At 61.8% G+C, this 13,553-nt stretch carries 17 protein-coding genes and 1 pseudogene; 8 read left to right on the top strand and 10 right to left on the bottom strand.

The genetic code is table 11. The annotated features are described in order from the left end of the window. Nucleotides 1–282: 282 nt before the first annotated feature. Complete coding sequence (gene puuE / locus ACVWY5_RS08815; protein WP_028334441.1) at nucleotides 283–1,221, bottom strand: allantoinase PuuE; 939 nt, start codon at nucleotides 1,219–1,221, stop codon at nucleotides 283–285. Between the two features lies 1 nt (nucleotide 1,222). Further along, entirely contained in the window at nucleotides 1,223–1,636 is a 414-nt protein-coding gene (locus ACVWY5_RS08810) for a DUF3830 family protein (protein WP_016843084.1), read from the bottom strand. Between the two features lie 196 nt (nucleotides 1,637–1,832). Here ACVWY5_RS08810 and ACVWY5_RS08805 point away from each other — a divergent pair, with 196 nt between their 5' ends. After that, nucleotides 1,833–2,567: an SDR family NAD(P)-dependent oxidoreductase gene (locus ACVWY5_RS08805; RefSeq protein WP_028334442.1), complete on the top strand. Its 735-nt coding sequence runs from the start codon at nucleotides 1,833–1,835 to the stop codon at nucleotides 2,565–2,567. On the opposite strand, the pseudogene ACVWY5_RS08800 reads toward ACVWY5_RS08805, so the two are convergent. From ACVWY5_RS08800 to ACVWY5_RS08790, 3 genes and pseudogenes are all read right to left on the bottom strand, one after another. Beyond that, nucleotides 2,564–2,786, bottom strand: a pseudogene (locus ACVWY5_RS08800) (IS5/IS1182 family transposase); the annotation flags it as partial. The gene ACVWY5_RS08805 and the pseudogene ACVWY5_RS08800 overlap by 4 nt on opposite strands. 193 nt (nucleotides 2,787–2,979) lie before the next feature. Continuing rightward, a complete protein-coding gene (locus ACVWY5_RS08795; protein ID WP_028334443.1) occupies nucleotides 2,980–3,525 on the bottom strand; it encodes a cytochrome b in 546 nt (181 codons plus the stop codon). 8 nt (nucleotides 3,526–3,533) lie between these two features. After that, nucleotides 3,534–4,397, bottom strand: a complete 864-nt coding sequence (locus ACVWY5_RS08790) for an isocitrate lyase/PEP mutase family protein (RefSeq protein WP_028334444.1) — start codon at nucleotides 4,395–4,397, stop codon at nucleotides 3,534–3,536. A gap of 155 nt (nucleotides 4,398–4,552) precedes the next feature. On the opposite strand from ACVWY5_RS08790, the gene ACVWY5_RS08785 reads away from it, so the two are divergent. Next, on the top strand, nucleotides 4,553–5,020 hold the full coding sequence (locus tag ACVWY5_RS08785) for a MarR family transcriptional regulator (protein WP_028334445.1): 468 nt from the start codon (nucleotides 4,553–4,555) through the stop codon (nucleotides 5,018–5,020). Here the strand turns inward: ACVWY5_RS08785 and ACVWY5_RS08780 are convergent. After that, nucleotides 4,981–5,400, bottom strand: a complete 420-nt coding sequence (locus ACVWY5_RS08780) for a hypothetical protein (protein ID WP_321176829.1) — start codon at nucleotides 5,398–5,400, stop codon at nucleotides 4,981–4,983. The genes ACVWY5_RS08785 and ACVWY5_RS08780 overlap by 40 nt on opposite strands. A gap of 94 nt (nucleotides 5,401–5,494) precedes the next feature. Here ACVWY5_RS08780 and ACVWY5_RS08775 point away from each other — a divergent pair, with 94 nt between their 5' ends. Next, entirely contained in the window at nucleotides 5,495–6,100 is a 606-nt protein-coding gene (locus tag ACVWY5_RS08775) for a CarD family transcriptional regulator (RefSeq protein WP_028334446.1), read from the top strand. Nucleotides 6,101–6,177: 77 nt separating this feature from the next. On the opposite strand, the gene ACVWY5_RS08770 is transcribed toward ACVWY5_RS08775, so the two are convergent. Next, a complete protein-coding gene (locus ACVWY5_RS08770) occupies nucleotides 6,178–6,864 on the bottom strand; it encodes a hypothetical protein (RefSeq protein ID WP_028334447.1) in 687 nt (228 codons plus the stop codon). Between the two features lie 77 nt (nucleotides 6,865–6,941). Here ACVWY5_RS08770 and opgC point away from each other — a divergent pair, with 77 nt between their 5' ends. The 4 genes from opgC (at nucleotide 6,942) to ACVWY5_RS08750 (ending at nucleotide 9,986) form a co-directional block, all read left to right on the top strand. Beyond that, nucleotides 6,942–7,256, top strand: coding sequence for an OpgC domain-containing protein (opgC, locus tag ACVWY5_RS08765; protein ID WP_321176830.1), 315 nt, complete (start codon nucleotides 6,942–6,944; stop codon nucleotides 7,254–7,256). A 281-nt stretch (nucleotides 7,257–7,537) separates the two neighbouring features. Beyond that, nucleotides 7,538–8,386: an Npun_R2479 family HD domain-containing metalloprotein gene (locus tag ACVWY5_RS08760; protein WP_038377531.1), complete on the top strand. Its 849-nt coding sequence runs from the start codon at nucleotides 7,538–7,540 to the stop codon at nucleotides 8,384–8,386. Nucleotides 8,387–8,700: 314 nt separating this feature from the next. Then, nucleotides 8,701–9,702 carry a tryptophan--tRNA ligase gene (gene trpS / locus ACVWY5_RS08755; protein ID WP_028334450.1) on the top strand — a complete coding sequence of 334 codons (1,002 nt, stop codon included), beginning with the start codon at nucleotides 8,701–8,703 and terminating at the stop codon, nucleotides 9,700–9,702. A gap of 83 nt (nucleotides 9,703–9,785) precedes the next feature. Next, nucleotides 9,786–9,986 (top strand): hypothetical protein, encoded by a 201-nt coding sequence (locus tag ACVWY5_RS08750; RefSeq protein ID WP_028334451.1) that lies wholly within the window; start codon nucleotides 9,786–9,788, stop codon nucleotides 9,984–9,986. 11 nt (nucleotides 9,987–9,997) lie between these two features. On the opposite strand, the gene ACVWY5_RS08745 is transcribed toward ACVWY5_RS08750, so the two are convergent. From ACVWY5_RS08745 to ACVWY5_RS08735, 3 genes are all read right to left on the bottom strand, one after another. Further along, a complete protein-coding gene (locus ACVWY5_RS08745; protein ID WP_028334452.1) occupies nucleotides 9,998–10,867 on the bottom strand; it encodes an aldose 1-epimerase family protein in 870 nt (289 codons plus the stop codon). A gap of 111 nt (nucleotides 10,868–10,978) precedes the next feature. Next, on the bottom strand, nucleotides 10,979–11,746 hold the full coding sequence (locus ACVWY5_RS08740; RefSeq protein ID WP_028334453.1) for an enoyl-CoA hydratase-related protein: 768 nt from the start codon (nucleotides 11,744–11,746) through the stop codon (nucleotides 10,979–10,981). 77 nt (nucleotides 11,747–11,823) lie between these two features. Then, on the bottom strand, nucleotides 11,824–12,258 hold the full coding sequence (locus ACVWY5_RS08735; RefSeq protein ID WP_028334454.1) for a MarR family winged helix-turn-helix transcriptional regulator: 435 nt from the start codon (nucleotides 12,256–12,258) through the stop codon (nucleotides 11,824–11,826). A gap of 299 nt (nucleotides 12,259–12,557) precedes the next feature. Here ACVWY5_RS08735 and ACVWY5_RS08730 point away from each other — a divergent pair, with 299 nt between their 5' ends. Further along, nucleotides 12,558–13,457, top strand: a complete 900-nt coding sequence (locus ACVWY5_RS08730; protein ID WP_244978632.1) for a CHAD domain-containing protein — start codon at nucleotides 12,558–12,560, stop codon at nucleotides 13,455–13,457. The last annotated feature ends 96 nt before the right edge of the window (nucleotides 13,458–13,553 follow it).

The raw sequence follows: 13,553 nt of genomic DNA, 5'->3' as shown, positions 1-13,553 counted from the left end.
ACGCATCTGGCGATGCGTTCCGGTCTCTCCCCGCAGGCGGCAGGGCAATCGCATATGCAAAGCTTGGTGTCGTCCCGGCGTAGGCCGGGACCCATAGCCACAGAACCTTGTTGTTGAACAAGGCCGTGGCCCCAGCTCGCTTTTATCACCACGCCCTGTGGTTATGGGTCCCGGATCTGCGCTCCGCTTCGCTGCGCTTGTCCGGGACGACGAAGTTCTTTGCCATATGCGATTGCCCTGCCGCAGGCGAGGCGAAGCGGCCGCGGCTCGCTAACGACCGCGCTACCCGATCTCGAACGCGTCCGCGGCGAGATGCTTGAGATTGGCGTGCCAATGCTCGGCGATCTGAAGCCGCGTCGGCACCCAGACGTGCTCGTGCTTCTGGATGTAGTCGAGAAAGCGCATCAGCGCGGCGGCGCGGCCAGGACGCCCGACGACGCGGCAATGCAGCCCGACCGACATCATCTTCGGTGAGGTCGCGCCTTCGGCATAGAGCACGTCAAAACTGTCTTTCAGGTAGGTGTAGAACTCCTCGCCGCCGCCGAAGCCCTGCGCGTTGATGAAGCGCATGTCGTTGGCATCGAGCGTATAGGGGATCACGAGATGCGGCTCGGTGCCGGCTGCCTTGATCCAGTACGGCAGATCGTCAGCATAGGAATCGCAGAGATAGCGCAGGCCGCCCGCCTCCATCAAAAGCCGCAGCGTGTTGATCGAGGAGCGGCCGGTGTACCAGCCGAGCGGCCGCGCGCCGGTCGCCTCGGCATGCACGGCAATGGCGCGAGCGATCTCCTCGCGCTCCTCGTCCTCCGACATGTCCTTGTGCTCGACCCAGCGCAGGCTGTGGCTTGCGATGTCCCAGCCCGCCTCCTGCATCGCGACAACGACGTCCGGATTGCGCCTCAGCGCCATCGCGACGCCGAACACCGTGGCCGGCAGCTTCCGCTCGGTGAATATCCGCCACAGCCGCCAGAAGCCGGCGCGCGCGCCATATTCGAACATCGTCTCGATATTGGCGTGCCGCTGGCCGACCCAGGGCTGTGCGCCGAGCACGTCGGACAGGAACGCTTCCGAGGCGCGATCACCATGCAGGATGTTGTTCTCCCCGCCCTCCTCGAAATTGACCACGAATTGCACGGCGATGCGCGCCGCGTCGGGCCATTTCGGATCGGGCGGATTGCGGCCGTAGCCGCGGAGATCGCGCGGATAGCGGGCCTCGGTCACATCAGATTTCCTCGAAGCGAATGTTCTGCGCGCCCTTCCACAACACGGTCTTGCCGAACGCGGTGAGGTTCTCCAGCCCCGAGGTCAGCGTAATGAAGTGATTGCCGGCGAGCTGGCCCATCTTGCTGGCGAAGTGCACGCCGCCATAGGCGAGCAGGATCTCGGTCTCGCTGATGCCGCCGGGATAGAGGATGATCTGGCCCGGCGCCGGGTAGCTGGTGTGGTTCTCGTAGGACACGCCGAAGTCGAGATCGCCGAGCGGCATCCAGACGCCCTCGCCGCTCCAGCGCACGTGGATCGCCTGGCTCTCGAACGGCATCGCCTTGCGGAACGCGGCGACCGTCTTCGGCGCGAGCTGCTCCTCGAAACGGGCGTCAAAGGTGAACTCGCCGGCGCGGACAATCAGTTTGCTCATCGATCTCTCGTGGGTGGGCCAAGAAGTGATGTCCCAACCATTGCCGCCGGCCCGGGCCGGACGCAAGGCCGATTCCGGCCCCGGAAGCCGGTTTTTCGCCGCGCTGCGGCCTCCAACGCAGATTTGAGCAGAGTTGCATTGCGCCGCGCCTTCCCGTTTGCGAGCCTGCGAGGGTACATCGAACAGGGTGACTTTGATGACAACAAGCAGTCTGCACGGACATGTGGCACTGGTGACCGGCGGATCGCGCGGCATTGGTGCTGCGATCGTCAAGATGCTGGCGGATGCCGGCGCCGCCGTCGCCATCAATTATCGCGAGCGCTCGGCCGAGGCGGAGACGCTGGCAAAGGGCATCACCGCCGCCGGCGGCCGCGCCGTCGCAATCGCCGCCGACGTCTCGGAAGCTGCCGCCGTGGCCGCGCTGGTCGAGCGCGCCAAATCCGAGCTCGGCCCGGTCGACATCCTCGTCAACAATGCCGGCATCGCCATCGTCAGGGGTGTCGACGACCTCACCGAAGAGGATTTCGACCGCACCATCACGGTCAATCTCAAATCGGCGTTTCTCTGCACGCAGGCGGTGCTGCCGATGATGCGCACCCGCAAATGGGGCCGTATCGTCAATATCTCCTCCGGCGCGGCGCGCGGCGCCGGCTCGATCGGGCCGCACTACAATGCATCCAAGGCGGCGATGGAGGGGATGACCCGCGGCTATGCCGCGCGCCTCGTCAAGGAAGGCATCACCGTCAACGCCGTCGCGCCGTCGCTGATCGAGACCGACATGATGAAGGGACAGAGCGAGCTCGTCAGCCGGATCCCGGTCGGCCGCTTCGGCACAGCGGAAGAGGTGGCGCAGGCCGTGATGCTGCTGGTCAACAATCCCTACATGACCGGACAGACCATCGCGATGAGCGGTGGCATGGCGTTCAATTAGGACGCAGGCTCATCAGCGCGCAGCCATAGCCTGATCGACGCGAGTTGAACGAAAGCAAGGTAGTTGGCGGCGAGCTTGTCCTAGCGCGTCGCAACCCGGCGGCAGTTCTTGATCTTGTTGAAGAAGCGCTCGACCAAGTTCCGGGCGCGGCAGAGATACAGGCTGAAGCGGATAGGCTCAGTTGCATCGTGGCGGGATGTTGGCCCATGCACCCTTCTCGACCGCAAGGCAACATGCCCGGCCAAGGAATGCTCTGGCCACGATGCGCCCGAAAGCGGACGCGTCATGCTCACTTTGAGTTTTGTCGTTCGTGACCCATTGCCGAACTGAAAGTCACTCTTTGTCCAACCCCGCCGCCCGCCCCGGGCGCGCGGCGCGGCGGTTCGAGACGGCCAAATCGCCGTCATCGGGCTCACCGCTCAGTCAGGGTTGGCCACATCCTGCGCAAAACACCGTCTTTGATCACATGGCGGTGGAAAAGCGCGGCCGCGGAATGAAGCAGTGCCACGACGACGATGATATTTGCGATCAATCCGTGCCAGGCATTGACGCTACGCATGAATTCGTCACCGCCGAATTTCGGAAAGTGCAGAATATTGAACAGTGGGAAACCGTGCGCAAACACATTGGCGATACCTAGTGCGACCATGATCACGAGCAGCAGATCGATCAGCCGGTGCATTGCCACTGCCGTCACATGGAGGACGCCGCGGTTAATCGGCGGCAATCTACGGCCGCGTGTGGCGCGCCAGAACATTCCGAAGATCACTACGCTCGCGAACGCAAAACCAAACAGGACATGCACGGACCAGATGTCGACCCGAAGCGGGCCCCGCTGCAGAAGGTTAGTTGTCCTACCGATCAGAAACTGGATCGCGACGAGAATTGCGGTCGCCCAGTGCAGCGTGATCGTCGTGCGGTCATAGACTTCCGGCTGGCTTCCAGATGTGTCGGTCACGTCGCGGCTCAATCCGCTTCCAATGAGGCGTATTTTTCCTCGAAAGCCCACACCTCCTGAAAACCAATCAACGAGCTGAACACGTTGAAGTCATAGAGCGGCTCCTGCACCGGCTTGTCTTCGGCCAGCGCACTATAGACGTTGTTCAGAGCATAAGCGGTAGCGAGCAGGCCCGCCGTCGGATAAATAGCCATCCGGTAGCCGATTTCCCTAAGTTTATCCTGACTGAGAATGGGGGTCCGACCCCCGTGTAGTTGGTTCGAGACCAGCGGCACGCCCAAAGCCATTCCGATCTTTCGCATCTCCGCTTCCGATTCCGGACTCTCGATGAAAATAATGTCGGCCCCGGCTTTAGCATAGGCTTCGCCGCGGCGGATCGCTTCATCGAGACCAAGTTGCGTGCGAGCGTCCGTGCGCGCGATGATTAGGAAATCTTTCGACGAGCGGGCATCGTTCGCGATGGTCAACTTGTTGACCATCTCCTTGGCAGAGATCACGTGCCGGTTCGGCGTATGCCCGCATTTCTTAAGGCTCTGCTGATCTTCAAGCTGGATCGCTGCGGCTCCAGCCTTCTCGTAGCCGCGGACCGTATGATGAACATTCAGCAGACCACCGTAACCGGTATCGCCATCGGCGATCAGCGGCTTGCGCACGGTTTGGGCGATAACCTGCACGCGATCTAGCATCTGCGAATAGGTCGCTAGACCGGCATCAGGCAGTCCGAGGTAGGACGCCGCGACCCCATAGCCTGTCATGTAGAGCGCGTCGGCCTTGGTGCGATCGGCGAGCTTGGCGGAGACCAGATCGAAGACACCGGGACAGGTCACAAACGGCTTTTCCTCGATCATCTTTCTCAGGGTTTTGGACGTCATCGTGATCTCCTCAACTGATTTTGGATGATGAGGTGGGCTGCGATCGTCACGATTGCCGGAGGCGGCCAGCGCAGCAGTCCTCCTGCACGGAAGCATTCAACAGATCGCTCATGGCCTCTATTGCTATCCGTCAATAGCTATTTGATAGTAGCAATATGAAAATTCAACGCCGGAACCGCGACATCACGCAACTGCGAAAACAGTTGATGGACGCTTCCCGCCGGCTGCGTCGTGAAGCCACCGCGGACGATCGATCCTGGGCGCGGTTGCTCGTGCTGGGTGCGATCGACCGCCACGGCGAGTCGGCCACACCTTCGGTGCTCGCGGCTGACGAAGGCATGCGCTCTTCAAATCTTGCTGCAGCGCTGCGCTCCCTCGAAGCGCGCAAGCTGATCGTGCGGACGCCGGACACCAAGGACCGGCGCAAAGTCAGGCTCCGGCTTAGTTCAGCCGGGCAGCGATTTCTCGATGACAGCCGCGCCCGCGGCGAGCACTGGCTCACCGAAGCCATGGATGCATGCCTCACGGCCAGCGAGCGCTCGGACCTGATCAAAGCCGGGGCCTTGCTCGACCGCGTCACGGCTTATTCCAAAGCGGCAACGCGGCGCAGCCGAAAATCGTGAGATTCCGTAGGACTGATTTCAGTTTGAATGTCGCAATTGGCCCATAGCTGACGGTCTTTGGATGACCAACGAGAATGACGGCTCTCCGAAGTGAACCGGGAATCTATGGGTTCGGTCGCTATCGGCGGCTTTTGACCCCAAGCGGTCGCGGCATCATCGCGCCTGCGGTACGAATGAGTGAGCTGATCGAGGCATGAGAGATCGCGTCTCTTGGGTTTGGCAAGTGTTCGTTTCATCGGCACGGAACGATTGATTTCGCCGAGTGGGAACACGTTGCCAAGAAGCCACAGCGATTGAAGGGAATAGAAATTGGAGCCGTCATTCTCGTGGCGGCGCGCGCGCTCACGGCTTATTGGTTTAGGGATCAGATCGGGCAACATGAATCATTTCCAGCCCGGCAGTTTGTTTCAGACGCTGATTGATTAGAGCTGGAATTGGCACGAGCCCATTCCAGAAGCCATGGAGTTTCGCGAAATGAATTTCAATAATCAGACCAGATCTAGTTATTCGAACCACACACATTCAGCATCAGCGACCTCCGCCGATGAAACGAATAAGGGCCAGGACGGCGAGACACGCTTTGGATTTAGAGCAACGGACTTGATCGTATACCCTGCGCACGGCGTCGGCCAAATTGTAGCGATTGAGGAACAGACAATGGCAGGGGCTTGCCTCGAGTTCTTTGTCGTCTATTTCGCGAAGAGCAAGATGACGCTACGCGTTCCGACGAGGAAGGCGGCAAACGCCGGAATGCGTCAACTGTCCGATCCCGTTTCCATCGAGCACATGCGACGAATTCTGGGGCAGGCGCCGCACAAAGCGCGGGGTAATTGGTCCCGACTTGCCCAAGAATACGAAAGCAAGATCAATTCGGGCAATATTGTCGCTATCGCGGAGGTCATGCGCGATCTGTATCGGCCCGCGGTCAATTCCGAGCAGAGCTACAGCGAACGACAGCTGTACGCTGCGGCAGTCGAACGCCTGTCAGGAGAAGTGGCGCTTGTTAGCGGCATTACTGAAGCAGAAGCCGTCAGGGAGCTTGAAAGCCTCATAATTGCTGAGGTCAGGCGGAGCGCATAGAGACCAATCGGACATCCTCGGAACGTCTGCGTCCGGGTCCTGGCCGACGTTCCGGCGCCCTGGCCAGATATGATTTCCTAGGATGGCCGTTCGACGAAGGCGACGGCCTTATTGCTGTAGGTCCATATCGCGCCGTCGCGTTTGCTGATCCCGAGAAAGGCGGTCTTTGTACCGGCATATTTCATGTCCCGATTGCCCCCGTCGATGCCGTAGGCCCATGGGTCGAGGCACAGAAACTCGGTGATCTTGCCGTCGGCTCCCGATGTGCGGTGCCCGACGATGCCCACATAATGAGCGCCGCCGAGGGAGGCCCTCACCGGCACCTTGTTTTCGAGATTCTTGATTGTCCAATCCACCGCTTTGCTGGGATCGCGGCCCGCGCTCACCTGGTCGCGCGCCGTCGGTTCGGCCATTTTCCAGCCCATGTAGCGGACAAACACGATCTTGATGATCGAACCGCACCAATATTCATTGTTAACTGCCTTGAGGAAACCGCCATTGTTCTGGTTCCACGGCAGCTTGCTCTTCTTGTAGTTTTCCATCGACGCGTCAGCGGTCGCCGCCAGGGCGGGAAGGGTGTGCAGCTGTTCATCCACCAGCATTTCATAGACGCGATGGCGGTTGTCCAATACGTCGCTGGCGTCCTGATTGCTGTAGAACTTGCGATAGGCGGTGGGTGCCTTGGCCACCGTCGTGACGGTGTGGAAATAGTGCCAGATTAGATCGGTTTTCCACGAGGAGTCGCGGACATGGGTGTCGGGCATGGAAAGGGTCCATATAAGGCATTCGGCTGCGGCGGCTTCGCGGTCTTTTCCGCTTGCGGTTGGACCAGCCGCGCTGAATGGTTAGTCCCCGCTGGATTGATGACGGTTCAACGTGGACTTTGGTGGCGCCAGGACCGCCCTGCCGGATTTCGACGCTCCCTCCCTGTGTTTTGCTTCGGCGGTTCCTATCGTTCGCTGCTCACTGGATACTTGTTCAAGTCTCGGGCGGAATTTTTGCCCAGATACTCGTGAGTGTCTTGGGCATCGTACTTCTGGTGGGCATCGCCTGGTTGGCAACTTGGTACCGCAGCCTACCGACGCTCTTCGCGGTACCGGAGACCTCCGAGAGCGACAAGCTCGAGTTCGGACCCAAAGACCGCGCTAGTCTTTGAAGGGCATTGACTAGGGCTCTCGCGTCAGCTTCAGGTCAAGCGCGACCGTTTCGCCCGGTCTCAGCAAAATCCGGCATGCACCTCACAGCGGACAGTTTGGCGGTCGGGTGCATTGATCGCGATGGGCCATCAGCAACAGTTCAGCCTTGCCTCATCCCGGGTAGCTCTCAAAACCGGGCTCGACGGGCCTCCGGCTCCCAGGCTCCGGCCCAATTCGCGGGACCAACAACCCGGTGACGACGCACTCAAACCGGCATAGCATCCGCGCATTGGAGGCGATCATGTTCAACCCAACTCAAATTGTCATCCAAGCGTTTGTCGATCAACTTAAAGGTACATACGGCCAAATCTACGGAATCCTCGAGCCCGCCTATCCGGACATCATCGGTTTCGTTGGGCGCCTCGCGTTGGAGAATATCGCCAATAGCGATGCGGCCTACCACGACATGAACCACACCATCATGGTGACGTTGGTGGGACAGAACATTTTACTCGGGAAGCATACGAGCGAAGGCGGCGTCAGGCCGCGCGACTGGCTCCATTTCATGATTTCGCTCTTATGCCACGACATCGGCTATGTACGCGGGGTATGTCGAGGCGACCGAGACGGACTTTATGTTTGCAACGAAAACGGTGATCGCGTCCGGATATCTGCTGGAGCCACGGACGCATCCTTGACCCCCTATCATGTGACACGATCCAAGCTCTTCGTCCGCGAGCGTTTCGGCAAGGTGAGCTTGACCTCCATCGACACAAAAGAAATCGAGGCAAACATCGAGCACACGCGCTTTCCGGTACCGGGGGAAGAGGAGCATGCCAGTACGGCAGATTATCCCGGCCTGCTTCGTGCCGCAGATTTGATCGGCCAATTGGCCGACATTGACTATTTGCGGAAGACGTCAGCCTTGTTTGCCGAATTTCAGGAGACTGGCGCAAGCGCGAAACTCGGATATCAGACTCCCGATGATCTACGTGCAGCGTACCCTGCTTTCTTCTGGAAGGCCGTCTGCCCCTATATCGGCGACGCACTTCGATATCTGCGGGTCACGCAGGAAGGTAAGCAATGGATCGCCAACCTTTATGCGCACGTGTTCTCGGAGGAGCACCGGGGAGCGATTACTCGAGCATAGCCGGGTGGACCAATCCATGGAAATCTTAACGTGTGGATCCGGGATAAGCGCTCATGCAGCGTTCCCGTGCAACAGATGGTCCGTCACGATTCTAGCAAGAATGACTGGCTACGCCGTCTTGACCGGATCGCTCGATTGCCTTACGCCTCAAGCCATGAACCGCTCGATCCTGATCGTCAATCTCTGGTGGCTCGCCGACTGACAGGCGGGCCGAACGCGTTCATGCATTTCGGGGCCGCCGCATGGGCGGCCTTTTTCTTTCACCTCATCCAGCCCGCATGCGGTGTCCCCATTCAACCGAATGGAGATAAGCCGTGACCAAACCGATCATCCTCACCGGCGACCGCACCACCGGGCCGCTGCATCTCGGCCATTACGTCGGCTCGCTTCGAAGCCGCCTCGCGTTTCAGGACAGCCATGAGCAATACCTGCTGCTCGCCGACATGCAGGCGCTGACCGACAATGCGCACGACATCGGCAAGGTCCGCGGCAACGTCATCGAGGTCGCGCTGGATTATCTCGCCGTCGGCATCGATCCCGAACGGACCTCGATCTGCCTGCAGTCGCAGCTTCCGGCGCTCGCGGAATTGTCGATGCTCTATCTCAATCTCGTCACCGTCGCGCGGCTGGAGCGCAATCCCACCATCAAGGACGAGATCCGCGCCCGCGGATTCGGACGCGACATCCCGGCAGGCTTCCTGTGCTACCCGGTGGCGCAGGCCGCCGACATCACCGCGTTTCGGGCCACCGTCGTGCCGGTCGGCGAGGACCAGGCTCCCCTGATCGAGCAGACCAACGAGATCATCAGGCGCGTCAACGCACTCGCCGGCCGTGCGATCCTGCAGGAGGCAGTGGCCGTCATACCACGCGCGGGACGGCTGCCGGGCGTCGACGGGCGCGCCAAGATGAGCAAATCCGCCGGCAATGCGATTGCTCTCTCGGCCTCGCCCAAGGACATCTCGGCCGCGGTGCGTGCGATGTTCACCGATCCCGATCATCTGCGCATTGGCGACCCCGGCAAGATCGAGGGCAATGTCGTCTTCCTCTATCTCGACGCGTTCGATGACGATCAGCATGCCGTCGAGGAATTGAAGGCGCGCTATCGGCGCGGCGGTCTCGGCGACGCAGCCGTCAAGCGGCGGCTGGAGGACATCCTGCAAGCCCTGATCGCACCGATCCGGACCCGGCGCGCCGAGCTGGCAAGCAATCGCGACCATATCGCTGACGTGATCCGGCGCGGAACCTTCAAAGCCCGGGAGATCACCGAGCGCACCAAGCGCGATGTGACGGCGCGACTCGGCTTGTTCCAGCTCTGAATGCGCTGTCATCAAACCATGGCAGGAACTGTGCTTGCCTGTAACAGTTGTCCGCTTGGCGAAAACCGGATTTGGAGCTTGTCGTGATCGATCCGAAAACGCTTCTCGAACGCGCCGCGCAATTGACCGATCAGGCCAAGGGCGAGGAAGAAGCCGGCATCCGCGAGCGGCTGCTACGCATGGCCGAGCATTACCGCGACCTGGCCGCGCACGAGGCCTGGGCGAACGAGAACCCGCCATCGGTCGGCGCGATCACCAGTGCACTCAGCCCCCGCGCACATTGACCTGTTCTTCGTCAGCTCACGCGAATGCGATAGCCCAGTGACTGCCGCGCGCCCGGCGCGATGTGCATGAGGCCGGGCTTGCCGGCGAACTCGCCGTCGAATTCGACCGGGCTGGCGAAACCGTGCCATGGCTCGATGCAGAGGAACGCCGCGCCACCGACCTTCGACCAGATGCCAAGTTCGCGAAAGCCGCGCCAGGACAGCTCGATCGCGGGTCCCCGACCGGCTGCAAAGCGGACCCACGCGCTCGCAACCTGATCGAGGATCATGGCATCGTCGTCGAACAATTGCTCGGACAACGCCAGCACCCTGCCCCTGATCGGACTCGGCTCGGCTTGCTGCCGCATCAGCCCGCCCTCAAGCCGCCGGATCGGCGCCGGCTCATCCTTCGCGAAGGTCAGCGCGTAGGCTTCCTTCCGCACCCCCGGAAGCAGCGGCCAGTCGAAGGCGGGATGACCGCCGAGCGAGGCCGGCAGCGTCTCGGTGCCGGTGTTGACGATGTCGAAGGCGACATCGAGATCGGCGCCATCAATGGTATAGGTGACCTCGAGCCTGAACGCGAAGGGATAGCGCGCACGCGTCTCCGTATCGTCGGTGAGCGCAAGCTTGCAGGATCGGTGCCCCTGCTCCACCCAGGCAAAGCGGCGATCCCGCGCAAAGCCGTGCTGCGTCATCGGATAGGTCGTGCCGTTGTGGCGCAGCGTATCGTTCTTCAATCGGCCGACGATCGGGAACAGGATGGGCGCATGACGCGGCCATTGCGGGCCGGCCTGCCACAACAGTTCGGTCCCGTCGGCATTTCTGAGCGACGACAATTCGGCGCCCTGCGCCGAAATGGTCGCGGCGATTCCATCGCCGCGCAGCGTGTGACTGTCGCTCATGCCTCGCCTCGCCGGGTTGCGCTATGCCCCGACAGGAGATGTTCGAAGCCGGCGAGGCCGTCAACCCCAAAGCAATGGGGCCGCCCTTGCGTGGCGGCCCACGCTTCGGGCCTAGCCGGTAATCTTGGAGAAATCGGGCTGGCGGCGCTCGGCAAAGGCGGCAAAGGCCTCGCGTGCTTCCGCACTCATCAGCCGCTCCTGGAAGATCTCGCCCTCACGCGCCATCTGCGCGCTGATCCTGGCGGGGTCGCGCATCAGCGCCTTGGTGTGCTGGAGCGAGCCGAACGGCCGCTTCGCCAGCGCGTCCGCCGCCGCGCGGGCCTTGGCGCGCAGGTCCGCGAGCGGCACAACCGCGTTGGCGAGGCCGATCGAGACCGCCGTCTCCGCCTCGACCGGTTCGCCGAGCGCGAACATCGCATAGGCCCGCGCATAGCCGATGCGCTGCGGCAGCAGATAGGTCGAGGCCGCCTCCGGCACCAGCGCCAGATTGACGAACGGCGTGATCAGCCGCGCGGTCGGCGCGAGGTAGACGAGGTCGCAATGCAGCAGCATGGTGGTGCCGATGCCGACCGCATTGCCCTGCACGGCGGCAACCAGCGGCCGCGTCGCCTTGGCTAGCCCGGCGAGGAAGCGCGTCACGTGGCGCTCGCCCTGCACGCCGCGCGACACCGCCGCGAAATCGGCGAGATCGTTGCCTGCGGTAAAGCTGTCGCCGTCGCCCTGCAACAGCACGGCGCGGATCGCAGAATCGCCCTCCGCGCGCTCGAGCGCATCGGCCATCGCGCCATACATCGCGTTGGTGATCGCGTTCTTCTTGTCCGGGCGCGCCATCGTCACGGTGAGGACGCCACCGTCCAGCACTACGACCACTTCACTCATGCTTCACTCCTGTTGCTCGGTTCGTGTTTGACGCGCCTTCTTCACGCCAACCGGTAGCCACTTCGCTTGAAGACGCTCTAGCTGTCTTTGTCTTTCGGAAACTTGTCTTGCAGGCTGGTCAGCCAGCGCGACACCACCTCGATCTCCGCGTCCGAGAAGCCGTCCATCAGGCGGCTATTGATCGCCCTGGTCCGCGTTGCGGCGCGCTTGCCGAGTTCCTGCCCCGCCGCGGTCAGATGGAGCCGCTGGCTGCGCCCGTCCTCGCCATCGCGCCGGCGCTTCACGAGACCTGCACGTTCCATCCGGTCGGCGAGGCCGCTCATCGCCGACGGCACGATGTCGAGCGCCTGCGAGACGTCGCCGATCAGCGCGCCGTCATTGCGCCCGAGAAAGAACAGCACGCCGGCCTGGGCCGACGTCAGATCGTGGATGGCCGTCTCCTGCTCGATGGCGCGCTGCAACCGGCGATAGCCCACGGTCAGGAGAAAGATCAGCCGGTGTTCCGCTTTCATAACGCCGTTATATATTTCGTATGCGAAATATCAAGATATTTCGTGCACGAAATATCCGGCGCTGCGGCGAACTCCACCCTCCCTTTGCCGCGGCTTCGAAACCTTGATGTTCCCCGGAAAGTTTCAGCCGGGATATCGACCGAAACGAGCTCCTGCCGTCGGATTGATTGCGACATTTTGATCGCGTCGCCGCATCGCTGCGCTGCAGCCAGCAGAAAACGCTTGATCGACATCGATCAAACGGGAAATCTTTGCATCCGGGAGCCGCGTTGCAGCTCTCGCGGGGTCACGAGAGTGTCATGACGTTAGCGGCAAGTCCGGCCAGGGAGCGTGTTGTCCGCCCGAAGCGGCCACGCCATCTCAGCGAAGCCATGCGTTGTGAGACCGCGTTCCGCCTGATCCTGTCCGAATGCCTCGAGGAAGTCTCGACCAATCACGAGGCCATGAGCTCCGGCGATCCCGCCGCGCTGCACCAGACCCGTATCGCGCTGACGCGGCTGAAGGCGGCGATCGCCTTCTATGGGCCGATGGTGGCGGACGCCGAATGGACGCGACTGAAATCCGAGTTGAAATGGCTGAGCGCCCATCTCGGCGCCACGCGCGACCTCGACGTCGCGATCGAGAACAGCAAGGGCCTGCCTGAAGAAGGCATGCTCCAGACGGCGCGAACAGACGCGTTCGAGGCGCTCAAGGAGGCGTTGCAAAGCGATCGATACTGGCGATGGTTCGACGGCATGTGGGACTGGGTCGGCAGCGGCCCCTGGACCACGCGGCAGGACCCCCGCGCCGCGCAGCGGCGAGCCGTGCCGGTTGCGGTGTTTCACGCGCGGCGGCTGGCGCGATGGCATGGCAAGCTGTGCCAGAAGAGCCGCGGGCTGCAAGGCATGGGCAAGAACAAGCGCCACCGCGTCCGTCTCGCCAGCAAGCGGCTGCGTTACGCGATCGAGTTCTCGGAGGGCGGCTTGCCCCCCGACGAATACGCGTCATGGCGGATCATCCTGAAGCATCTGCGCAAGGGACAGCAATTGCTCGGCGAATTGAACGATGACGAGGTCCGTCGCGGGCTGCTCGAGAGCGTCGATGCACCCGCGCAACGTGCCCACGAGCGCAAGGCCAAGCACCAGCGCGTCCACGAGCGGAAGCGCAAGAGCCGGCTGCTGCGCCACGCCGCGGCGGTCTATCGAAAAATCTCCGACTGAGTGCGCATCAGCGAAGCCTCGTCGGCGCGCGGATACCGCTCGCGTTGAGGACCGCACATTGGAATGACGTATAAAACATCATTTGTTGTACTTGTA

The sequence above is a fragment of the Bradyrhizobium sp. USDA 3256 genome, from assembly GCF_054058275.1.
Note: the sequence above shows the minus strand (reverse complement) of the source record. Positions and strands in the feature narration are given on the sequence as shown.